This window comes from Collinsella aerofaciens (genome assembly GCF_040926265.1).
Taxonomy (GTDB): domain Bacteria; phylum Actinomycetota; class Coriobacteriia; order Coriobacteriales; family Coriobacteriaceae; genus Collinsella; species Collinsella aerofaciens_BB.
Genome location: NZ_JBCOIL010000003.1, coordinates 73,066 through 94,319, shown reverse-complemented (window position 1 = coordinate 94,319; position 21,254 = coordinate 73,066). Strand labels below are relative to the sequence as shown.

20 protein-coding genes and 1 tRNA gene are annotated in these 21,254 nt (G+C 63.7%); 5 read left to right on the top strand and 16 right to left on the bottom strand.

From position 1 onward, the window contains the following. Window positions 1-31 precede the first annotated feature (31 nt). The 10 genes from cobS to cobM are packed head-to-tail and all read right to left on the bottom strand — an operon-like array spanning window position 32 to window position 9,197. Entirely contained in the window at window positions 32-841 is an 810-nt protein-coding gene (gene cobS / locus AB5767_RS01580) for an adenosylcobinamide-GDP ribazoletransferase (protein WP_368153300.1), read from the bottom strand. Beyond that, window positions 796-1,344, bottom strand: a complete 549-nt coding sequence (locus AB5767_RS01575) for a bifunctional adenosylcobinamide kinase/adenosylcobinamide-phosphate guanylyltransferase (protein ID WP_368132048.1) — start codon at window positions 1,342-1,344, stop codon at window positions 796-798. The genes cobS and AB5767_RS01575 overlap by 46 nt, the downstream gene beginning before the upstream one ends. Continuing rightward, window positions 1,335-2,483: a nicotinate-nucleotide--dimethylbenzimidazole phosphoribosyltransferase gene (locus tag AB5767_RS01570; protein ID WP_368132049.1), complete on the bottom strand. Its 1,149-nt coding sequence runs from the start codon at window positions 2,481-2,483 to the stop codon at window positions 1,335-1,337. The genes AB5767_RS01575 and AB5767_RS01570 overlap by 10 nt, the downstream gene beginning before the upstream one ends. Further along, window positions 2,476-3,858 carry a cobyrinic acid a,c-diamide synthase CobB gene (locus AB5767_RS01565; protein ID WP_368132050.1) on the bottom strand — a complete coding sequence of 461 codons (1,383 nt, stop codon included), beginning with the start codon at window positions 3,856-3,858 and terminating at the stop codon, window positions 2,476-2,478. The genes AB5767_RS01570 and AB5767_RS01565 overlap by 8 nt, the downstream gene beginning before the upstream one ends. Continuing rightward, on the bottom strand, window positions 3,855-5,129 hold the full coding sequence (gene cbiE, locus AB5767_RS01560) for a precorrin-6y C5,15-methyltransferase (decarboxylating) subunit CbiE (protein WP_368132051.1): 1,275 nt from the start codon (window positions 5,127-5,129) through the stop codon (window positions 3,855-3,857). The genes AB5767_RS01565 and cbiE overlap by 4 nt, the downstream gene beginning before the upstream one ends. Beyond that, a complete protein-coding gene (gene cobJ, locus AB5767_RS01555) occupies window positions 5,117-5,860 on the bottom strand; it encodes a precorrin-3B C(17)-methyltransferase (protein WP_368132052.1) in 744 nt (247 codons plus the stop codon). Before cobJ ends, cbiE begins: the two co-directional genes overlap by 13 nt. After that, window positions 5,860-6,951, bottom strand: a complete 1,092-nt coding sequence (locus AB5767_RS01550) for a cobalt-precorrin 5A hydrolase (RefSeq protein ID WP_368132053.1) — start codon at window positions 6,949-6,951, stop codon at window positions 5,860-5,862. Before AB5767_RS01550 ends, cobJ begins: the two co-directional genes overlap by 1 nt. A 42-nt stretch (window positions 6,952-6,993) precedes the next feature. Continuing rightward, the gene (locus tag AB5767_RS01545; protein ID WP_368132054.1) at window positions 6,994-7,227 is read right to left on the bottom strand and encodes an SAM-dependent methyltransferase; all 234 of its coding nucleotides are present in this window, start codon (window positions 7,225-7,227) and stop codon (window positions 6,994-6,996) included. Further along, the gene (gene cbiD / locus AB5767_RS01540; protein WP_368132060.1) at window positions 7,220-8,404 is read right to left on the bottom strand and encodes a cobalt-precorrin-5B (C(1))-methyltransferase CbiD; all 1,185 of its coding nucleotides are present in this window, start codon (window positions 8,402-8,404) and stop codon (window positions 7,220-7,222) included. The genes AB5767_RS01545 and cbiD overlap by 8 nt, the downstream gene beginning before the upstream one ends. A gap of 1 nt (window position 8,405) precedes the next feature. After that, the gene (gene cobM, locus AB5767_RS01535) at window positions 8,406-9,197 is read right to left on the bottom strand and encodes a precorrin-4 C(11)-methyltransferase (protein WP_161161413.1); all 792 of its coding nucleotides are present in this window, start codon (window positions 9,195-9,197) and stop codon (window positions 8,406-8,408) included. 458 nt (window positions 9,198-9,655) lie between these two features. On the opposite strand from cobM, the gene AB5767_RS01530 reads away from it, so the two are divergent. The 5 genes from AB5767_RS01530 to AB5767_RS01510 all read left to right on the top strand — a co-directional run bounded on the left by AB5767_RS01530 (window position 9,656) and on the right by AB5767_RS01510 (window position 15,102). Further along, the gene (locus AB5767_RS01530) at window positions 9,656-10,582 is read left to right on the top strand and encodes a sirohydrochlorin cobaltochelatase (RefSeq protein ID WP_368132055.1); all 927 of its coding nucleotides are present in this window, start codon (window positions 9,656-9,658) and stop codon (window positions 10,580-10,582) included. Between the two features lie 144 nt (window positions 10,583-10,726). After that, on the top strand, window positions 10,727-11,260 hold the full coding sequence (locus AB5767_RS01525) for a hypothetical protein (protein ID WP_022094565.1): 534 nt from the start codon (window positions 10,727-10,729) through the stop codon (window positions 11,258-11,260). Window positions 11,261-11,264: 4 nt separating this feature from the next. Continuing rightward, entirely contained in the window at window positions 11,265-12,836 is a 1,572-nt protein-coding gene (locus AB5767_RS01520) for an ABC transporter substrate-binding protein (protein ID WP_368132056.1), read from the top strand. A gap of 4 nt (window positions 12,837-12,840) precedes the next feature. Further along, the gene (locus tag AB5767_RS01515; protein WP_368132057.1) at window positions 12,841-13,881 is read left to right on the top strand and encodes a FecCD family ABC transporter permease; all 1,041 of its coding nucleotides are present in this window, start codon (window positions 12,841-12,843) and stop codon (window positions 13,879-13,881) included. A gap of 12 nt (window positions 13,882-13,893) precedes the next feature. Further along, window positions 13,894-15,102, top strand: a complete 1,209-nt coding sequence (locus AB5767_RS01510) for an ABC transporter ATP-binding protein (protein WP_368132058.1) — start codon at window positions 13,894-13,896, stop codon at window positions 15,100-15,102. 110 nt (window positions 15,103-15,212) lie between these two features. On the opposite strand, the gene AB5767_RS01505 is transcribed toward AB5767_RS01510, so the two are convergent. The 6 genes from AB5767_RS01505 to AB5767_RS01480 form a co-directional block, all read right to left on the bottom strand. Continuing rightward, window positions 15,213-15,824: a TetR/AcrR family transcriptional regulator gene (locus AB5767_RS01505; RefSeq protein ID WP_157757975.1), complete on the bottom strand. Its 612-nt coding sequence runs from the start codon at window positions 15,822-15,824 to the stop codon at window positions 15,213-15,215. Between the two features lie 116 nt (window positions 15,825-15,940). After that, complete coding sequence (locus tag AB5767_RS01500; protein ID WP_006233965.1) at window positions 15,941-17,248, bottom strand: lysylphosphatidylglycerol synthase transmembrane domain-containing protein; 1,308 nt, start codon at window positions 17,246-17,248, stop codon at window positions 15,941-15,943. 149 nt (window positions 17,249-17,397) lie between these two features. Further along, window positions 17,398-17,474, bottom strand: a tRNA-Glu gene (locus AB5767_RS01495). A 127-nt stretch (window positions 17,475-17,601) separates the two neighbouring features. Then, window positions 17,602-18,996 carry a CCA tRNA nucleotidyltransferase gene (locus tag AB5767_RS01490; RefSeq protein ID WP_368132443.1) on the bottom strand — a complete coding sequence of 465 codons (1,395 nt, stop codon included), beginning with the start codon at window positions 18,994-18,996 and terminating at the stop codon, window positions 17,602-17,604. Window positions 18,997-19,160: 164 nt separating this feature from the next. Continuing rightward, window positions 19,161-20,093, bottom strand: coding sequence for a 1-phosphofructokinase family hexose kinase (locus AB5767_RS01485; RefSeq protein ID WP_368132444.1), 933 nt, complete (start codon window positions 20,091-20,093; stop codon window positions 19,161-19,163). A 189-nt stretch (window positions 20,094-20,282) separates the two neighbouring features. Then, the gene (locus AB5767_RS01480) at window positions 20,283-21,215 is read right to left on the bottom strand and encodes a 1-phosphofructokinase family hexose kinase (RefSeq protein ID WP_196025308.1); all 933 of its coding nucleotides are present in this window, start codon (window positions 21,213-21,215) and stop codon (window positions 20,283-20,285) included. Window positions 21,216-21,254 lie beyond the last annotated feature (39 nt).

The following is a 21,254-nucleotide window of genomic DNA, read 5'->3' as shown; positions in this document are numbered from 1 at the left end:
TTCCCCGAATGCGAGCCACCTACCACGAGAATCATAGGAGCATGCCCCCCGCCACCAGCATGGCAAGCATCGCGAGCTCGGCCCATTGCAGAAACCATCCGGCCAAATCACCCGTCACCCCGCCGAAGCGGGACAGGGCAACATGGCGGTACCACGCGAGCGCCAAAAGCCCCGCCACCGCCATAAGGGCGCCAACGGCCTGAGCGCACGCGACCATCCCTGCAGCCGAAGCCGCAGCGAAAGCGCAAAGCGGCACGACGATCGCCGCGCGCTTCTTTGCAGGCGAGAGCCCAGCGGCCATGCCGTCCGCCCGCGCGGCAGGCCAGCATTCTACGGCGAGCCCCGAAAGCGCGCGGGAGAACACGAGCGAGCACAGAAGCGCGAGGAACGCCCCCGCCGTAAGCGGCAGCGCGGTGAACAGGGAAAACTGCAGAATAAGGTACACGACAACACCAATGACCCCGAAGGCGCCCGCCCGCGGGTCGTGCATGATCTCGAGCTTTCGCTCGCGCGGGGCCCAACTTGCAAGCGCATCGGAGGTGTCACAGAGCCCGTCTAGGTGGATGCCTCCCGTCACCGCCACAGGCAGCGCCACGAGCACGGCCGCGACGATGGTCGCGGGCACGCCGAGCAGGTTCGCCACGTGCCCCCACGCCGTCATGAGGAAGCCTTCCGCAACGCCCACCAGGGGAAACGCGGCAAGCGCATGGGTTGACCCGAAATCGGTCCAGGCCGATTTCGGGACGGGGATGCGCGAGAACGTTCCGAACGCCGCGCCGATTGCCTCTGCTATCTTCACCTTGTAGGTCCTTCGCCTTTCATCCACACGGGAATCCCGCATACCACTTCGACTGCGCGGTCGGCCAGCACCGCCACGCCCGCGTTCACGCGCGCGAGCGCGCGCCTCCATGCCTCGGTCCCCTCATCGTAGCGCATCCCATCGGCGAACACGTCGACGGAGACCACCACCGTATACGCAGAGGCCTGAGCGAGCCGTTCAATGCCTCCGAGCACCTCGCGCGCCGCAGCGTCGGGGTCACGTGGGGACAAGCCGCCTTCCGCGAAGAGCTCGTTCGCAACCAGGTTGCCCACGTCCTCCAAAAGAAGCGTGCAGCCGCGCGGAAGCCCGGGCACTGCGGCGCCCACGTCACGCGTGCGCTCGAGGGTGGAAAACCCCTTGCCCTCGCGCAGCGCGCGATGGCGCGCGATGCGGCGGGCGCCCTCTTCCCCAAAGGGCTCCATCGTTGCCAGGTACACGCGGGGACCGTCGTGCCCGAGGCACAGGGACTCGGCGTAGGCGCTCTTGCCGCTCGCGGCGGCGCCGATGACGAGCGTCACCGCCATTTCCCGGCCTCGAAATGCTCGTAAGCAGCCATGCCAGTCGCTGTGAACGTCTTCCCATCCCGGTACACGCGCAGCGCCGAATCCAGAAGGGGCAGATACGCCATGGCGCCCGCGCCCTCGCCCAAGTGCATGCCTGCGTCGAGGGGTGCCTTTATGCCGAGCTCGCGAAGGAGCTCCTGGCTTGCGGGTTCGCTTGATGCGTGGGTGCCCACGAGGTAGCCCAAGGCGTTGGGGCACAGGCGCGCCGCGCACAGGGCTGCCGTGCAGGATATGACCCCGTCGAGGAGCGCCGGCGCCTTCGAGGCCGCGGCCCCCAGGTAGAAGCCGCACATCGCCGCGATGTCGAAACCGCCCACCTTCGAGAGCACGTCGATCGGGTCGGCGGGATCGGGCGAGTTCGCGTCGATAGCGCGCTCGACCACGTCGCGCTTGCGCGCGAGCGCGACGTCCGAGAGCCCCGCGCCGCGCCCGACGAGACTCCGCGCGTCCGCCTGGATGAGCACTGCGGCCACCGCCGCCGAGGTGGTCGTGTTGCCGATGCCCATCTCGCCCGCGGCGAGAAGGCGCACGCCGGCGCGGGCAAGCCCGCACGCGACGGCGATTCCGACCTCGATCGCGCGCACGGCCCCATCGCGAGACATAGCGGACCCGTGCGCGATGTTGCCGCTCCCCCGCCGCACGTTCGCGCGCACCATGCGCGCGTCTTCTATGCCCCGGGCCATACCCACGTCGATGGGCACGACCTCGGCACCCGCGAACGCCGCCATGCGACAGGCGCTCGTGGCCCCCTCGCACATGTTGCGCGCAACGGCTCGCGTCACGTCTTGCCCGCTTTGCGACACGCCTTCGGCAACAACCCCGTTGTCGGAGAAGAATACCGCGAGCGCACGAGGAAACTCGGCCACCTCGGCGCTCCCCTGAGCTGCGGCGATACGCGCGACGGCGTCTTCAAAGTCGCCCAATCCCCCCAAGGGGTGCGCGATGGAGTCCCACGCGGCGTACGCGGCGGCGCGGGCGCACTCGTCTGCGGGCGCGATCCGGGAGAGCGCGGCTTCGAGCACGGCGCCCGGCGCCGACGAGAACGCGCGCTCGACTTCCTCGCGGATGCAGGCAAGCGCGGTTTCGGTTGCTTCAGCCATGCCGTCTCCTCTCTGCGAACGACGCTGCGGCAGACGCGAACGCGCGCGCAACGTCGGGGTTCGCAGGATAGTACACATGCGGGAAGCCCGCAACCAGGGACGGGGTGGTCGTCATGCACGGCCAGCCCTTGTCGCGCCGGGGCTTCTGCGCCCAGAAGTCGCCGCCCGGGCAGGTGGACTGCCAGTAGTGGAACTCGTGCGCGCGGATGCGTGTGCCGCGCGGCCCGTAGAGCCCGTCGCGTTGGGAAGTGAGATCCACGTACCCGAAATGGAACAGCCTTCCCCCGTTCTCGCTTGCGCCCTCAAGGGCGCCCGCAACAGGCCAGCGCCGCCCCTCGCTATCGGCGATTTCGCGCTGCAGGTACAGAAACCCACCGCATTCGGCGACCGTCGGCATGCAGGATTCCACCGCACGCCGCACCGCCTCGCGCATCGGCGCGTTCTCGGAGAGCTGCCGCGCATGGAGCTCCGGGTAGCCGCCTCCCAGATAGAGGGCGCTTGTCCCCTGGGGCAACTCGCTATCACACAGGGGGCTGAAAAAGGCCAGCTCGCAACCCAGGTCCTCGAGCGCGCGCAGGTTCTCCTCGTAGTAGAACGAGAACGCCTCGTCACGCGCGACGGCGATGATGGGCCGCGCTCCCGCGATCGGCTCCAACCGGTAAGGTTCCTCGCGGATATCGGGTGCCGTCGCCGCTATTTCGAGCAAGCGGTCGACGTCGACGCTCTTTTCCACCAGCTCGGCCATCTTGTCGATGCGCGCGGAGAGCTGCTCGACCTCGTCGGCGGTCACAAGCCCCAGATGCCGGCTTTCGAGCGAGAACGCCTCGTCGGCGGGGATATTCCCCAAAACCGCGACGCCCGTGTGCTTCTCGATCGCAGGCGCCGCGTAGGCGCAGGCAGCGGCGCTCGTCTTGTTCAGCACGACGCCGCGCACGTTCGCACAAGGCAGGAACTCGGCGATGCCGCGGATTACGGCGGCGAGCGATAAAGACGCCCCGCGCCCGTTCACCACTAAAACGACCGGCGTTTCCGTGTCGCGCGCAACCTGGTAGCTGCTCGCATCGGCCACGCCGGGCGCCATGCCGTCGTAGAAGCCCATGACCCCCTCGAGCACCGCGACATCCGCGCCCGCAGCGCCGCGTGCGAGCAGGGCGCGCAGCGTCGGGGCGTCGGTGAAGAAGCCGTCTAAGTTGCCCGAGCGCGCACCCACGACGCGGCGATGAAAGAGCGGGTCAATGTAGTCGGGGCCGCATTTGAAGGCCGCGCATGCAAGGCCGCAGCGCGCGAGCGTGCGCAGGAGCGCGCACGTTACGACCGTCTTGCCGCTCCCGCTCGAGGGCGCAGCGACCATGAAGCGCGGGATGGTCGTGCTCACCGGGCGCCGCCTTCCCCACCTGCACCACGCGCGCTGACGAGGAACACGGGGTTTTGCGCCTTCATAAGATGGTGCGAGCCTACAGCCTCGGCGCGGGCGGCCGACACCTGGCACGCCTCGAACCCCTTAAAGCGCGAACCCGAGAGGAGCGCGCACGCCTCGGTGAGCGTCTCAACGGTGACGCATGGCACGCACAGGCGAACCTGCGAGTTCTTCTCGAGCGCCGCCTCCACGATGGAGGGAAGCTCGCCCGCGCTCCCGCCGACGAACACGGCGTCGGGGACGGGCAGTTTCGCGAGCGCTTCGGGGGCGACACCGGGGACCGCATGCACGTTGCCGCACCCGAATGCATCCGCGTTCTCTCGGATGAGCCGCACGCCGGCCGCGTTGCGCTCGACCGCCCATACCGACCCCGCTCGCGCGACGAGTGCAGCCTCGATCGACACGCTCCCCGTGCCGGCTCCGACGTCCCACACGGTGTCGGTAGCGGTAAGGCGCAGCTTCGCGAGCGCGACGGCACGTACCTCCTGCTTGGTCATGGGAACGTCGCCGCGGATGAAGAGCTCGTCGGGAATGCCCGAGGAAGCGTACGGCCAACGGGAGCTCGCGGCGCGGGATGCGCCCGCAGGCGACCCGGCGCCGCCTGCGAACTCGATAAGCATCACGTTCAAGTCGTCGAACGTCTGACCTGCGATTTCACTTGCGGTCGCGCAGGTGATGCGCTCGTCGGGGTACGACAGGCGCTCGGCCACCGTCACGCGCGCGTCCCCGAAGCCCGCCTGCACAAGCTCGCCCGAAAGCCGCGAGGGGTCTTCCCCACCCGACGTGGCGAGGAAGAGCTCACCTGCGCGCTCGGCCTCGGCCACGATGTCGCACGCCACGCCGTGAGCGCTCGCGAAGCGCCAATCCTGCCACGGACGCGCGAGGCGCGCGGCGAGATACGACGCTGAGCTTATGCCGGGAACGACGCGCACGTCCACCTGCGCGTCGCCGGAGAGCGCCTCCACCAGGCGGCGCGCGCCGCTGAACAGCCCCACATCGCCCGTCATCACGACCACGGCGCGCTGCCACGACGCCGCATCGGTGAGCGCGGCGACGATGTCCGCCGTCTTCACGAGCTCGCATCTCACCACGTCGGGCGGCACGTCGATGCCGACAAGCGCGCGATGAGCGCCGATGACCACGTCGGCGATGTCGATCGCGTCAAGCGCCGCGCGCGAGAGCAAGTCGGGGTTTCCGGGCCCCGCCCCGATGATCGTTACCTTTCGCATGGAATCTCCCGATACCCGCGCGGCGTGACCATACGGCCGCCTATGCGCTTCGTGTCCGCGTTGCCGACGAACACGGTGGTGAACATGTCGGCGTCGAACTCCCCCAGCTCGGAGAGCCTGCACATGCCCGACTGCTGCCCCTCGCGCCCGATGTTGCGTACCCAGCCGCAGAGCGTGTCGGGGGCCTTCCATTCGAGCATAATCTTCGCCGCGCGTGAGAGCCTGTCGGCGCGCTTTCTGCTGCGCGGGTTGTACAAACAGATGCAGAAGTCGGCGCTCGCCACGGCGGCGAGCCTGCGCTCGATGACCTCCCATGGCGTGAGCAGGTCGGAGAGCGACACGACCGCGAAGTCGTGGGCAAGCGGGGCGCCGAGCACCGCCGACCCGCTCTGAGCCGCGGTGGCCCCGGCAATAACTTCCACGTCTACATCGGGGTAGTCCTCCGCAAGCTCCAGCACGGGGCTCGCCATGCCGTACACGCCCGCGTCACCGCTGCACACGAGCGCCACGGCTTCTCCACTCTGCGCGCGCGAAAGCGCCAGGCGGCACCGTTCGACCTCGTGCATCATCGGCGTCGCGAGATGCGCCGCGTCGGGCACGGCGGCGAGCGCGAGCTCCACGTATTTCGTGTACCCCACAACGATGTCGGCCGCCTCGAGCGCGCACCGGGCCGCAATCGTCATGCCGTCGGGTCCGCCCGGGCCGATCCCCACCACGAAGAGCTTTCCCATCACCGCTCCTTAAACGAAAGTTCGATAGTTACCTTGGAAAACGCGACGGTCACGCCGCCGTGGGCGAGCTTCGGGAAGATAAGTTTGCCCCCGTCCGCGAGCGCCGCGCGCTCGCACACGTTGTCAACCCCCACCGTCGCGCGCACGAAATCAGATGGTGAAACGCTGCCTTCGACTTGCGACAACTCATCTGCGGAATACGTCGCAAGCGGAATATTGCGCGCGCGGCAGAAGGCGAGCAGACCCTCCTCGTGCGCCTTCACGTCGATCGTCGCCGCCTCGCGCACGGCCGAAGGCGAGATGCCCGCCAGCCCGCACGCGAGAAGAAACGCCTCCCCGATCGCTTCGGCGCACGTACCGCGACGGCACCCTATGCCCGCAACGATGCAGGGCACGACAAGGCGAAGCGGTTCGGGCGCAGGCGTCTGCGCCCGAACGCCCGCCGGCTTCCCCGTTTCACCGGCGGGCACGACCTCGCCCGGTGTCTCCGCCGCGCGAACGGACGCACCTGCATTCGCGCCAGCGAACGGCGACACGACGATATCGGCCCGAGCGCGGTCGGACGCAATGTCAACCCCCTCAGGCGGCTGTCCCGAAATCGGCATGTCGGAATAGAGCGCCACGCGCCCGCCCGAAAGCAGCCGCGCCGACACTCGCTTGATGGCCTCGGGATTCGAAACGGCGAGCCCCGCACAACGCGCCCACGTATCCACCGCCCACACGCCGCGGACGTCGGTCGCCGTAGTGATGACGGGGATGGCCCCTGCCACGCGTGCCACAGTTTGCGCAAGCTCGTTCGCACCGCCCAAATGCCCCGACAAAAGCGGGACGGCAAAGCGCCCCGCCTCGTCAATCACCACAACCCCGGGATCGGTTGCCTTCGAGGCGACATGCGGCGCGATCGCCCGCACGGCGATGCCCGCCGCGCCCACGAACAGAAGCGCGTCCGACGCTTCCCACGCGAGCGCCGTCCATGCGCGCAGGTCGGCCTTCCCCTCGCCGAATCCGCGCGAAACGGAAACGTCCCAGCCAGGGTCATCTTCACCTGTCTGCGCGCAATCGGAAAGCGCGCGTGCGGTGCGCTCCGCCAACGCATACCCCCTCTCAGTGAACGCTATGCAGGAAATCCTCATCTAGCGCACCACCATCGTTGAGAAGTAGCTGCCCCGATCGGGCACATCGTCGAGCAAGCGGTACATGCGCTCGCCCGGAAGCCCACAGTCCTCTACGAGCTCGGCACCGTCGAAGGTGCCCTCCTCGCGAAGGATGCGCTTCGTGTCCGTAAGCGAGCGGCGCGCCTTCATAGCCACCTTCGTCCCTGGCCAGCCGATTGCGCGGCCCACCCCATACAGCACGCCTTTACTCATACGTCGCCCCCAATTCCCCGATAACTGCATCGGCGCCCGACGTGCGGAAAAGCTCACGGCGCTCCGCGTCGAACACGACCGCGGCGATGTCGCATGCGCCCGCCGCGCGGCGGCGCAACCTGTCCTCGATTGCCGCAGCGAGCGAGGCGCGCGCAGCGTCCCCCACGCCGGCGGCCTCGATTACCTCGAGCGCCACCGTGGTCGTGACCGACGACATGATCTCGCGCACGGTCTTCGCGCCCGCGCCGGCCATGGCCGCGTGGGCGGCCAGAATCTCCGCGCGGCAGTCGGCGGTACGCGAATGGGTGTCCATGATGCCGCCCGCGACCTTCACCAACTTGCCGATGTGTCCCACAAGAAGGACATTGGTGAATCCCTCGCGAACGCAGCAATCAATCGCATCGCCCACAAAGTTGGAGATGAAGACCACCGGCGCACCGTTTAGGTGGAAATGCCCCGAGATGAACTGCCCGCCGTAGTTGCCGGGCGTGAGCACGACTCCGCGCCGCCCCATAGCCGCATGCTGCCGGATCTCGAGCTCGATGCTGTCGCGCAAGGCAGCGAGACTGCGAGGCTCGACGATGCCCGTCGTGCCCAGGATGGAGATGCCGCCCTCTATCCCCAGGTGCGGGTTGAAGGTCTTTTCGGCAAGGGAAACGCCCTCGGGTACCGAAATCGTCACAGCAATATTTCCAGAAAAGCCGTGCGCGGCGCAAACCTCGCGCACCGCCGAAGTGATCATCGCGCGCGGCGTCGCGTTGATGGCGGCCGCCCCCACCGGCTGCTCGAGCCCGGGCAACGTCACGCGCCCCACGCCCACGCCGCCATCGACGGAAACTTCCGATTCGCGCGCGGGCACGTCCTTGCTGCCCGCAGCACCCGTGCCCGACCCCGCATGTTCCACGTGCGCGTACACGAGTACGCCGTCAGTCACATCGGCATCGTCGCCTGCGTCCTTTCGAACGGCGCACTGGGCGCACCCCTCGCGGATGCATGCGTCGACCACGTCCGTCTCGACGGGCAGCCCGCCGGGGGTGACGATCGACACGAGGCCGACGGGCTTTCGTGACAAAAGCATCTCGCAGGCCGCCTTCGCCGCGAGCGCGGCGCAGCTCCCCGTGGTGTAGCCGCAGCGCAGGCGGGTCGTCCCGGTATATATGTAGTGCTCGAAGGCCACGCTAGCTGCTCGCCTTCCGATACCCCGTGGCAAACGAAGGGTCGTAAAGCTTGCTGCGCTCGTACGACTCTGCTTGCGCGCCGTTGTGCGAAAACCCGCCGCGAGCTCCGAGCACGCGGCCCACCACCACGAGCGCCGTGCGGTCGATGCCCTCTCGCGCGCCCGCATCGGCGAGCGTGCCCACTGTGCATCGCACCACGCGCTCCTCAGGCCAGGTCGCCTTGTACACGAGCGCGGCCGGCTCGTCGGAGCTGCGGCCCGCGGCCAAAAGCTCGGCGGAAAGCTCGGCGAGCATACCCGAGCTCAGGAAGATGACCATAGTCGAGCCACTTTCCGCCATGGTGCGCATGCCCTCGCCCGCGGGCATGGGGGTACGTCCGGAAAGCCGCGTGATCACGACCGACTGGCTGATTCCCGGCAGCGTGTATTCCTGGCGAAGCGCCGCCGCGGCACCGCAAAAGCTCGACACGCCGGGCACCACCTCGTAGTCCACGCCGCGCGCGTCGAGTGCGTCCATCTGCTCCTGGATGGCGCCGTACAGGCACGGGTCGCCCGTGTGCAGGCGCACCACCTCCTCGCCCCGCGCATCCGCCGCGCACATCACGTCGAGCACTTCCTCCAAGGTCATGTGCGCGCTGTCGTAGACGATGCAGGATTCCTTGCACTCAGCGAGCAGCTCGGGGTTCACAAGGCTTCCCGCCCAAACGACCACGTCGGCCGCGCGCAGAAGACGCGCCCCGCGCAGCGTGATAAGGTCGGCGGCGCCCGAACCTGCTCCAACGATATGAATCATCCGAGCCTTCCCTTCCCGTTTCTCATCGCAACCGTTTACGCCGCCATTCGCGCAGCGGGCAAAAAACGGCGCCTGTGGCGGCAATCGGCGCAAATACGCAGGCAGGAGGCGCAATGCCGCCCGCCCTGGCTTTGACACGTTCACAAGCGCCCACTATCATAGTAAAAGTTTCGGCAACGAGCATATGACAATCGGATAAAAGGAAATGACCGGCGCGGCGCCCGCACAGCCCGCGCTGGCTTGCGGAGGGAACCAGGTGGGAATCCTGGGCAAGGGACATTACTGTATAGGACGCGCGGGCGAACCGCCTCGCGCCCCAAGCCAGACTGCTTCGCCTTTTCCTCACGGCATCGCCGTGGCGTTAGCTCCTTGTGAACCCCGAGGGGTGCGCTTTTCTTTCGCTTGTGCCGACAAGCAACTGTCGCCGGGGGACCGGCAAACCGAGGAAAGGAAAAACCATGTCCGACCAGATGTCACGCCGCGGCTTCATGGGCGCCGCAGCAACCGGAGCCTTCGCGCTCGCCGGAGTCGCGCTCGCGGGCTGCTCCAACACCTCCGCGAGTTCCGAGAAATCGAGTGAAAAGGAGAAGGCCGTGAAGCCGGTCATCCTCGTCACGAGCTTCGGCACGAGCTACAACGACTCGCGCCACATCACCATCGGCGCCATCGAAGACGCTATCCGCGAGAAGTACTGGCAGGACTACGACATCCGCCGCGCCTTCACCGCGCAGATCATCATCGACAAGCTGAAGAAGCGCGACGGCATCACGATCGACAACATGACCGAAGCGCTCGACCGCTGCGTGGAAGACGGCGTGAAGGAAATCGTCGTGCAGCCGACGCATCTCATGGGTGGCCTGGAATACACCGACGTGAAAGACGAGCTCGACAAGTACGCCGACAAGTTCGACAAAATCTCGCTCGGCGACCCGCTGCTCACCTCCGACGACGACTACAAGAAGGTGGCCGCAGCCATTAAGGAGAACATGGCGTCCTTCGACGACGGCAAGACGGCGCTGTGCCTCATGGGTCACGGCACCGAAGCCGATTCCAACGCCGACTATGCCAAGATGCAGGAAGTGTTTAAGAACGAGGGCTTGACGCAGTTCTTCGTCGGCACCGTCGAGGCTGAACCGACCTGCGAGGATGTTATCGCCGCCGCGAGCGCCGCAGGCTACAAGAAGGCCGTGCTCGCGCCGTTCATGGTGGTCGCGGGCGACCACGCGAACAACGACATGGCAGACGAGACCGACCCCGACAGCTGGGCTGCGAAGTTCGTGGCCGCCGGCTTCGAAGTGACGTGCCTGCTCCAGGGTCTGGGACAGAACGTCGCGGTCGACGAAATCTACGTCTCGCACGTGGACGACGCCATCGCCAAGCTGTAAACTCGCCGCGCACGGGGGCGCCGGTCGCGTCTCCGTGCAACGGGCATGCGCCTTCCCCGACTGACGGCGCATGCCCGTTGCATTCGCATCCCGCCCGCCCACCGCACGGCGCGGGCGGTCGAAGCGATTGAAAGGAACCCCTCCATGTTGAAGAAAACCCTCGCCTTCGCCCTGTCGGCGGCGCTTTTCGCGTTCTCGCTCGCCGGCTGCGGCGGAAATTCAATCGACAGCGCAAAGGCAAGCGATGCCGATTCCCAGGAAAAAACTGAACAGGCGGCCGATGCGCCCGAGGGCGCAAGCGCTGCCCCCATCACCGCCGACAAGGTGGCCGACGGCACCTATCCGATCACCGTAGATTCCAGCTCGAACATGTTCAGGATTGTGGACGCCCAGCTCATCGTGGAAAACGGCTCCATGCACTGCGTGATGACGCTTTCCGGCACGGGCTACGGCAAGCTCTTCATGGGCACGGGCGACGAGGCTGCCGCCGCGAGCGAGGCCGACTTCATCCCCTATGTGGAAAACGCGGAAGGCAAGTACACCTACGACGTGCCCGTTGAAGCGCTCGACGAGGACACCGCCTGTGCCGCGTGGAGCATTAAAAGGGAGCGGTGGTACGACCGCACGCTCGTATTCGAATCCGCCGGCGTCGATCTGCGCGCCGACGCACTGAAGTAACGCCATGCGGTCGATTCTTCCCAAGGGGGAAAACAGGAAGCGCCACAGCATCGCGGCGCGCGCGATCGCCTGCGTTCTCGTCGCCCTGCTCGCGCTTCCCTTCGCGGGGTGCAGTGCGAGCCCGAACGCGACCGGTGGCACGACGGGCTCTCAGGAATACACTGTGAGCGTCTCGCTTTCCGGCGGGTCAGGGCGCGCAAGCATCGCCTCACCAACCACAATTGTGAAGGATGGCGACACCTACACCGCGACCATCACCTGGTCGAGTTCGAACTACGACAAGATGACCGTCGACGGCGTGGACTACGCGCCCGTAAACGACGGCGGCAACTCCACGTTCGAGATACCCGTCACGCTCGACGAGGACATCGCCGTGTCGGCCGAGACCGTCGCCATGTCGACGCCGCACACCATCGACTACACGATCCACTTCGACTCATCCACCATGAAGGAGAAATCGGGCGACGAAGCAAGCGGCGGCTCCCCTGCGGGAACGGCTTCAAGCGCCGCGGCCGACTTCCACAACGCCGATTTGGGCTGCGGCTGGAAGCCGACGGGGACGCTTCAGCTTGAATACGCCGAGCACTTCACTGTCGACGAGTTCGAAGGCGGCCTGCGGCTTATCTGCATTTCGAACGGGGAGCGCTTCCTCGTGGTGCCGCAGGATGCGAAGGTACCTGATGGGTTGAGCTCCGACATCGCGGTCATAAGGCGCCCCGCCGACAAGGTGTACCTCGTGTCGTCGGCGACGATGTGCCTGGTCGACGCGCTCGATGCGAACGACAATATCATCATGTCGGGCACGAAGGCCGACGATTGCTCGGTCGCGGGCTTCAAAAGCGCACTCGAAAGTGGGGCGATCGCCTACGGCGGCAAGTACAGCGCGCCCGACTACGAGCGAATATCGGCCTCGGGCTGCACGCTCGCCATCGAGAACACCATGATCAACCACGCACCCGATGTGAAGGAAAAGCTGCAGAAACTCGGGCTCGTCGTGCTCACCGAACAGTCGTCGAGCGAGCCCGAAGCACTCGGGCGCGTCGAGTGGATTAAGCTTTTCGGCGTCCTGTTCGACAAGGAAGACGAGGCCGCGCACCTGTTCAACGAGCAGAAGGCCCGCGTCGAGCAAACGTCGGAGCTCGCGTCGTCAGGTAAAACCGTGGCGTATTTCTACATTAACTCAAACGGGGCCGCCGTCACGCGGCGGGCGGGCGACTACGTGGCGCAGATGATCGAGCTTGCAGGCGGCAACTACGCGCTCGATGACGCGCAGACGGCGTCGACGTCAGGTTCGTCAGTAACGCTCGAAATGGAGCGCTTCTACGCGACGGCGAAGGATGCCGACATCATCGTCTACAACGGCACCATCGACGAATCGGTTGCCACCTTGAACGACTTCGTAGGCAAAAACGCGCTATTGTCGCAGTTCAAAGCCGTGAAGAACGGCAACGTCTGGGTCACAAGCGCCGACATGTACCAGCAGATGACTTCTACCGCCGACATTATCGACGAACTGCACGGGGCGTTCACCGGCGATGACGCGAGCGACTTCCATTATCTGAGGAAGCTCGGCTAGCACCATGAAAAGTCGACTTTCCATGACATACGACGAATCGGGGCGCGCCGCGCGGTGTCGCGTCGTGACGGCGCTGCTCGCTGTTGCCCTCATCGTGCTCGTCGGGGCCAACCTGTGCATCGGGAGCGTGCTCGTGCCCGCAGACCACATCCCCGGAATCCTTTCGGGCGGCGCGGCCAATTCCATGGAAAGTCAAGTCATCTGGGAGATTCGCCTGCCACGCGTGCTTTCAGCCGTGCTTCTCGGCGGGGCACTTTCGCTCTCCGGGTTCCTGCTACAGACGTTTTTCAACAACCCCATCGCCGACCCGTTCATCTTGGGCGTCTCCTCGGGCGCAAAGTTCGTCGTCGCGCTTACGATGATCGTGCTTCTGGGCGCGAACCAGGCCATGTCCTCGCCGGTCATGGTGGCCGCAGCGTTTCTGGGATCGCTTATCACCATCGGCTTCGTGCTCCTCATCGCACGGCGCATAAGTTCCATGGCCATGCTCATCGTGGCGGGCGTCATGGTGGGATACATCTGCTCGGCGGCGACGAACTTCCTCATCGCCTTCGCCGACGACCAGTCCATCGTGAACCTGCACAACTGGTCTTTGGGTAGCTTCTCGGGTTCGAGCTGGGACGACGTCGCGGTCATCGCGGTCGTGGTGATCACCGTGAGCGCATGCGTATTCGCGATATCGAAGCCCCTTTCCGCCTTCCAGCTGGGAGAAGCCTACGCAAAAAGCGTCGGCGTGAACGTCGCACGCTTCCGCGTGGTGCTCGTCCTTCTAGCAAGCATGCTCTCCGCCTGCGTGACCGCGTTCGCTGGTCCGGTGTCGTTCGTAGGCATCGCGGTTCCGCATCTCGTTAAGTCGGCGCTGAAGTCGTCGAAGCCCATCCGCGTGATTCCTGCGTGCTTCTTGGGAGGCGCCATCTTCTGCGCGGGCTGCGATTTGATCGCACGCACGCTGTTCTCCCCCGTCGAGCTTTCCATCAGCGCCGTCACCGCCATCTTCGGCGCGCCGGTGGTTATCGCACTCATGTTGAAGAAGCGGGTGAGGTAGATGGGGAAATTCGTGCCGCAGCCCAAAACGCTCGGAGGGGAGTCGAACCTCGAAACCCCGGTCGAAACGCAGGCTGACGGAGCGCCGCTTTTCCGCATAAGCGACCTGTCGGCGGGTTACGACAAGAAGGTCGTAGTCGAAGGCGTCGATCTGGAGGTTCGCGCGGGCGACGTCGTGGCGCTCATCGGGCCGAACGGCTCGGGCAAGTCGACCATCTTGAAAACAATCACACGCCATCTGGCACCGCATGCCGGCACGGTCGAGCTCGACGGGCGAGAGATTTCCCGATGGAAGACGGCGGAGTTCGCAAGGAACCTTGCCGTTATGCTGACAGATCGCCCCCGGACCGAGCTCCTCACCTGCCGCGATATCGTAGAGGCGGGAAGGCATCCCTACACCGGGCGAATGGGCACACTCACGCCCGATGACCATAATCGGGTCGACGAGGCCATGAAAACCGCACATGTGGAAGGGCTCGCCGAGCGCGACTTCATGCAGATAAGCGACGGGCAACGCCAGCGCGTCATGCTCGCACGCGCCATCGCGCAGGATCCGCGTGTGCTCGTGCTCGATGAGCCCACGTCGTATCTCGATATCCGCTACCAGATCGACCTGCTGCGAATACTTCGCCACCTTGCGAAATCGCGGAATGTTGCTGTCATCATGTCCATCCACGAAATCGAGCTCGCGCAGAAAAGCGCCGACAAGGTGATTTGCGTGAAGGACGGCCGGGTCTTCCGCGCCGGCGCACCCGAGGACATATTCACGCGCGAGACGATTGGCGAGCTCTACGGCCTTCAACATGGCACCTTCAACGAGCGCTTAGGCAGCGTGGAAATTGGGCGCCCACACGGCGATGCGCACACGTTCGTCATCGCCGGCGCAGGTACGGGGTCAGCTGTGTTTCGCCAGCTCATCCGGCAGGGCAAGGCGTTCTACGCGGGCATTCTGCACGAAGGGGACATCGACTGCGAGCTCGCGCGCGACCTGGCGACGGAATGCGTGGCCGAGCGCGCCTTCGAGCCGATCGGGGATAAAACCATAGCCCGCGCCAAAGAGCTCCTCGTCCACTGCGCGCGCCTTATCGTGTGCCCCGCCGCCTTCGGCACCATAAACGCCCGCAACGCAGAGCTCGTCGAGTACGCACGCTCGCATGGTATCGAGGTCATGCGAGCGTGCGAAGGCGCATCGGAGGATTCCCAATTGGAGTGGGAAGGATAAACTGGACTTTTTTAAGGATCCTCAGGCTACAGCTCCTACGCCGGCGAGGTCTCCAAGGCGCCGGAGAACCTCGTGAACAGGAATTTCCACGCCGACGAGCCCAACTAGGCCTAATCCAAGCGAGATTCCAGACTCGAAAGGCCGTTGAGCGTGAGGTCGTTGGCAACCTCCGAGACGCGCTCGATAGGAACCGAGCCATCAGACAATGCCCATGTGCGATAGATACCGATAATACCCGACAGCAAAAACGCCAGATAGTAGTCGAACATCTCGTCCTTGAGACCTTGAGGCAGCAGATCGCGCTCGGCAATCTCGTGCTCGAGCGGCGCACGAAGACGAGCCATAAAATCATCGAGCGGAATGTTCTCGATAAGTTGACGATTAAGCACCAAGTTGTTGCACAGTGCCTCGTTAACGGTTTTAAAGAAGGTCGCCGCCGCGCCAAGAGCGCGCTCGTTGGTGTCGCCGTCCATTGAAGCAAGCGTTTTCTCGACCGAGTCGACAATCATCTCCACCACATCGACGGCAATGGCATCGAGCAGGCCGTCAACCGTACCAAAGTGAACGTAAAAGGTCTTGCGGTCGACATTGGCCTCGCGCGCAATAGCACTCACCGTAATGTCTGCCAGCGGCTTTTCCATGAGCAGGCGCTCGAAAGCCGAAAGGATGGCATTACGGCTGCGAACGATGCGACGATCAAGACGCGGTTTGCTGGTTGCCATGGGCGTGTCCCTTCGATATGCGAGCATTCATCAACAGATGAGAGATAATCTACGTAAGAGGATTATCCCCCATACAGCACAAATATGCCTCGCATCATGAAGAACGCACGACTGCCCTACTGCGACTTAGGGTGCTTCTTCTTATTGAGTGCCGACGGAGATACGCGAATACCGTCTCCTGTCTGACGCACATAGGCCTTATGAGCCGGCTTTGCGGTCCCAGAAGCCTTCTGAGCGTGCTTCTTGGGATCAACGGTAACAGCATTCGTGGGGTGCGGCTTAGTGGGCGCAGAGGGCGTCTGAGGCGTGCGGCCGAGCTTGCGCATCACGCGATCCCAGCGCGCATGGATGCTCTCGTTGTGGGCGCTCTTGAGTCCCAGCAGGGGCGCAGCCAAAATGGTAGGCGCAATAAACGTAATGAGACGCCACAGCAGATAGCCGGCGGTCGAAGCCGAACCGAAGAAATGACCCAAGAACAATGCAAAGCCGCCCTCAGCGCCACCAGTTCCACCGGGCAAGGGAACCGCAGAGCTTAACAGCTGGACAAAGGCGCTCGCGGCCATGACCGAGAAAAAGTCGACCTCGTGGTGGCCAAAGGCAAGCATCAGGAAATACGGAACCAGATAGAAAAACGCGAGCTGCAGCATAGTGATAAACACGGTGAGCAGCATGGAAGAAAAATGTCCGGCCGAAAGCTTAAACTTCTCGGAGAAGGAGTAGATCTCGCCATCGACAAACGTGCGCCAACCCTCAATCTTAGTGGCCGAGACACCAATGCGCTCGAGCCAATTGATGATGCAATGGGCGACGCGCGTGACGGTCTTAGGCATGAGCGCGACGGCGAAGATGCCAAGCAAGATGCAGCAGTGCCCACCAAAGCTAAAGACGCACAGCAGCGTCATGTCGCCATAGCGCTCGGCAAAAAACGGCATGCGAGCAAGCAGTAGGATAGCGCCCCAGGCAACGAGTCCAAACTGGTACACGATAAAGCGCGTGAACTGCGTGGCTCCGGCCTCGCCGACATTTTGGCCCGCTTTGGTCAGGCGGTAGATCTGAGCAGGAGTCGAGCCCATCATCATAGGTGTGAGGTTGCCAAAGAAGATGCCACTCGCCTCGACCGAGATCAGGTCGCGAATGCCAACGGGTGAATTGGGGTCGAGCCAGACAGCGATCGCATAGGCCACAATGCCAAAGAACAGATACATGAACATGCAAAGACACGCGACAACGAGCCATGACGCCTGGACGCTCGACATAGCGGCCCAGAACTGCCCCATCTGCCCGGTTACCACCAGATAGACGATATAACCCACCAGCACGACGCCGATAAAGATGGCACCGCGGCGTGCGCTCTTATTGTCATCTCCGCCCGAGGCCTCAACCTCGACCTGGGGCTTAGACGTATGCTGAGAGGACTCCGTCATGAGACTCCTTCTAACAGTCAAAATATCTTGGATATTGTACCCGCAAGGACCATAGACAGAACGCAAAGCTCTGGTTCAAACGGGAATTGCAGACGGTTGTTTAAAATAAAAAACCCGGCCTTCCATGGGAAGTCCGGGTATCAGATGCGTGGTAGCCCGTACCAGATTCGAACTGGTGATCTCCGCCTTGAGAGGGCGGCGTCCTAAACCGCTAGACGAACGGGCCACATGACATCTGCACTGCCGTGCTGCGAGGAAATATATTACGGGACAAAAAACGTCAGCGCAAGAAGAAATTCCAAATTGCCGAAAAATTGTCGGCAGGTTATGAAACACGCAGGTAAACTGGGTAGCTAATTCAAGTTGAGATGGACCAAAAGAGCTTCGCGATCGTTGGGAATGTTGTCTTCGATCACGGCGTCGAGGGCGGCGTTGAGTAGCTGGCCTAGCTCGGGTCCCGGTTTAACGCCGGCACGGATCAAGTCGCCGCCGTTGATGGGGAGCATCTTGAGCGTATAGGGCTCCCCCGCCTTCAGCAGCTCGTGCGCCAGCGCGCGCATCTCCTCGATCGTCTCGACGTAATAGAAGCAAGACGGCGCCTTGCCCAGCGTATCGGCACGTTTAAGGTCCATGAGCTCGTCAATCAAACGCGGAGTGTCGAAACCCTCGCCCGAAAGCAAGCGCATCATATTGAGCAAACAGGAACGCTCGGGGCGCAGCGGCTTGTCATGGTATTTGATGAGCAGGCACACGTCGCGCACCAAGTCGTGCGAGAGCGCCAGGCGATCCATAATGACGCGCGCCTTCTTGGCGCCGAGCTCTGGATGACCGTAGAAGTGTCCGCTGCCGGCGTGATCGACCGTGAAGCACTCGGGCTTGGACACATCGTGCAAAAACGCCGCCCACATAAGGCTCGACGAGGGCGCGACGCCGTCACACAGCGCGAGCTCCCCCGCCACCGTCAGCACACGGGCGATATGCTCGTAGACGTTAAACGCATGATAGACACTGCGTTGATCAAACCCGCGACCCGCTGCCAACTCGGGCACGGCGGCGCAGATGAGCTCGGGATAGCGGAGCATCGCGTCTCCCCCATGACCGGTTGAAAGAATGCCCTCGAGCTCAATACCCACACGCTCACGCGCCACGGCATCGAGCAGCGGCGCGCACTCGGCAAGCGCGCGCTTAGTCTCGGGCTCAATCAAAAAGTCCAGGCGGCAGGCAAAGCGCACCGCACGCAACATGCGCAGGGCGTCCTCGTTAAAGCGACGCCTGGGATCGCCGACAGCGCGAATCAGCTTGCGCTCCAAGTCACCCTGGCCATCGTAGCGGTCGACAAGCCCGCGCTCGGGATGCCAGGCCATAGCGTTGACGGTAAAGTCGCGGCGCGCCAGATCGTCCTCGAGCGAGGCGGCACGCTCCACACTCTGGGGATGGCGACCATCGGTGTAAAAGCCATCCAGACGGTACGTGGTGACCTCGATACGCTCGCCATCGGAAATAGCCGTGATTCCGCCAAATTTAATGCCCGACTCAACCACGGCAATATCAGCCGCCTCGAGCGCCGCCTTGGACTCCTGCCACAGGCCGCTGCAACACATGTCCACATCGTGGCTGGGGCGCCCCATCAGGGCATCACGTACCCAACCGCCTACGTACCAAGCCTCAAGACCAGCCGCCTCAAGCGCGCGTAGGACACGGATGGAGGCATCGGTCGGCTGCGTACCGTTGAGCGAAACATTGCACATGCCTATGGCCTCCTGCGACTATCAAATTGGCTATCGATTGCATCTGCAAGAAGTCTAGCAAGAAACAGCCTCTACTGCACACGCAAGTCCGATAAACAAAAACGCATCCGTCTTGGTTTAAGACGGATGCGAATTAATCGAACTATTCAGGCGAGGTGCCGAAACTAGCAGACCTGGCGAACTTCGATGTTCTTCTTGTATTCGTCCACCTTGGCAAAGTCGCCCAGACCCGGGCACTCGACCACGTTGGCGCCGGTAGCCATCGAAAGGCGCAGAGCGTCCTCGACGCGCTCGGGGGCGTCGTGCCACACGGACAGGAAGGCAGCGAGCGAGGAATCGCCGGCGCACACCGTCGACAGCAGCTTGACCTCAAAGGTGCGGTTGGCAAACCAGATGTGCTCGCCGTTGGAAAAGTACGCACCGGCGCCACCAAGGGTCAGCAGCACGTTCTTGGCGCCCTTGGTATGAAGCTCGGCCATAGCGCCCTTGACGGACTCATCGTCGCCACCGCTCACCTTAATGCCAAAGATGTCGAGCAGCTCATCGTCATTGGGCTTGATCAGCAGTGGCTCCAGAGCAATGAGGTCTGCCAGCTGATGGCTCGAGATGTCGAGGACGAACTCGGCCCCCTTGGCCTTGACACGGCGCAGGACCTCGGCCAAGAAGCCCTCGGAAGTGTTGGGAGGCAGCGAGCCGCTGATGACCAGGCAGGTCATGTCATCGAGCGAATCGATGAGCTCAAACATCTCCTGCTCGTTAGCCTCGTTGATGGCGGCACCGGCGTTGACCATGTTGTACTCGGTGTCGGGGCCGGCATTGAGGAACACGTTGACGCGCGTGATGCCGTCGGTCCACACGGGCTTGACGGGCACGCCCAGGGCCTCGGCGCCCTTAACGATAAACTCACCCGAGAAGCCGGCGAAGAAACCCAAGATCGTGGTGTCGACACCGTAGTGGTCAAGCGTAAACGAGACGTTGAGGCCCTTGCCGTTGGGCGTGTAGACGGCATTGCGGGTACGCGTGACGGTGTTGGCGTCAAGGCCGTCGCAGGCGATGTTGTAATCAATGGCAGGATTTGCAGTGAGCGTGTAAATCATGAATGTTCCTTTCACGAAGCAACGTGTTGATGAAAGTATATTCCACCCATCGGTAAAAGGCTAGGACAACTCGGCGAACGGTGTGGAAGCGATGAAGTACGGCAGAACATCTCTCCCCCATGACGGAACAAAAAAGGCGCCCCGGCCGAAACCGGGGCGCCGCATGTGCACGAATATGTCGCGTTTCGATTACTGACGATCGAGCTTGCGGACAGCAACGCGCTTGCTGTACTCGTCGACGTGACCAAAGTCGCCAATGCCGACGGACTCGGCAACGTTGGCGCCGGTGGCCATAGCGAGCTTCATGGCCTCCTCGACGTTGTCGCGATCCCTGTACCACTTGTGCAGGAACGCAGCGAGGGTGCAGTCGCCGGCGCAGACGGAAGAGACCAGCTTGATGTTGAACTCACGCTTGGCGTACCAGATGTCCTCGCCGTTGGAGAAGTAAGCGTCGCCGCGGCTACCACGGGTGAGCAGCACGTTCTGAACGCCAGCGTCGTGAGCCATCTTCATGGCGACACGAACCTCGTCGTCGGTGTCGACCGGCACGCCGAAGATGGCCTTCATCTCGTGATGGTTCGGCTTGATGAGCAGCGGCTTCTTGTGAGCGAGCTCCTTGAGCTTGTCGGAGGACAGGTCCAGGACGACATCAGCGCCACGAGCCTGAGCGTGCTCCATGACCTGAGCCAGGAAGTCGGGCGTAGCTTTGGGAGGCACGGAACCGGAGACGATCAGGCACTCAAGATCGCCCGCGGTGTCCAGGATGTTGTAGAGCTCCTTCTGGTGCTCCGGCGTAATCGGGGCGCCGGGGTTCAGGATGCCGTACTCGTGCTGGCCATCGTTGACGTAGGTGTTGATACGCGTGATGCCGTCGGTCCAGACCGGGCGGCACAGGCAACCCAGGTTCATGACCTCCTCGACGATAAACTTGCCCGTGAATCCGGCGAAGAAGCCGAGCGCGACGGTGTCGACGCCCATCTTCTTAAAGGCGAAGGACACATCGAGGCCCTTGCCGTTAGCCGTGTAGCTGGCCGAGCCGGTGCGGACGTTCTCGTCGGGCTCGAGCGGGGAGCTCGAAACCGTCATGTCGACAGCCGGGTTAGCGGTTAGCGTGTAGAACATTTACAGTACCCCCTGTATATGTGAGGGCCGCGTGGCCGG

What these genes read in the sequence shown, in the direction of transcription:
- cobS (WP_368153300.1), bottom strand. Translation starts at nt 841, where the DNA reads ATGCGGGATTCCCGTGTGGATGAAAGGCGAAGGACCTACAAGGTGAAG.
- AB5767_RS01575 (WP_368132048.1), bottom strand. Translation starts at nt 1,344, where the DNA reads ATGGCGGTGACGCTCGTCATCGGCGCCGCCGCGAGCGGCAAGAGCGCC.
- AB5767_RS01570 (WP_368132049.1), bottom strand. Translation starts at nt 2,483, where the DNA reads ATGGCTGAAGCAACCGAAACCGCGCTTGCCTGCATCCGCGAGGAAGTC.
- cbiE (WP_368132051.1), bottom strand. Translation starts at nt 5,129, where the DNA reads ATGCGAAAGGTAACGATCATCGGGGCGGGGCCCGGAAACCCCGACTTG.
- cobJ (WP_368132052.1), bottom strand. Translation starts at nt 5,860, where the DNA reads ATGGGAAAGCTCTTCGTGGTGGGGATCGGCCCGGGCGGACCCGACGGC.
- AB5767_RS01545 (WP_368132054.1), bottom strand. Translation starts at nt 7,227, where the DNA reads ATGAGTAAAGGCGTGCTGTATGGGGTGGGCCGCGCAATCGGCTGGCCA.
- cobM (WP_161161413.1), bottom strand. Translation starts at nt 9,197, where the DNA reads ATGATTCATATCGTTGGAGCAGGTTCGGGCGCCGCCGACCTTATCACG.
- AB5767_RS01530 (WP_368132055.1), top strand. Translation starts at nt 9,656, where the DNA reads ATGTCCGACCAGATGTCACGCCGCGGCTTCATGGGCGCCGCAGCAACC.
- AB5767_RS01525 (WP_022094565.1), top strand. Translation starts at nt 10,727, where the DNA reads ATGTTGAAGAAAACCCTCGCCTTCGCCCTGTCGGCGGCGCTTTTCGCG.
- AB5767_RS01520 (WP_368132056.1), top strand. Translation starts at nt 11,265, where the DNA reads ATGCGGTCGATTCTTCCCAAGGGGGAAAACAGGAAGCGCCACAGCATC.
- AB5767_RS01515 (WP_368132057.1), top strand. Translation starts at nt 12,841, where the DNA reads ATGAAAAGTCGACTTTCCATGACATACGACGAATCGGGGCGCGCCGCG.
- AB5767_RS01505 (WP_157757975.1), bottom strand. Translation starts at nt 15,824, where the DNA reads ATGGCAACCAGCAAACCGCGTCTTGATCGTCGCATCGTTCGCAGCCGT.
- AB5767_RS01500 (WP_006233965.1), bottom strand. Translation starts at nt 17,248, where the DNA reads ATGACGGAGTCCTCTCAGCATACGTCTAAGCCCCAGGTCGAGGTTGAG.
- AB5767_RS01490 (WP_368132443.1), bottom strand. Translation starts at nt 18,996, where the DNA reads ATGTGCAATGTTTCGCTCAACGGTACGCAGCCGACCGATGCCTCCATC.
- AB5767_RS01485 (WP_368132444.1), bottom strand. Translation starts at nt 20,093, where the DNA reads ATGATTTACACGCTCACTGCAAATCCTGCCATTGATTACAACATCGCC.
- AB5767_RS01480 (WP_196025308.1), bottom strand. Translation starts at nt 21,215, where the DNA reads ATGTTCTACACGCTAACCGCTAACCCGGCTGTCGACATGACGGTTTCG.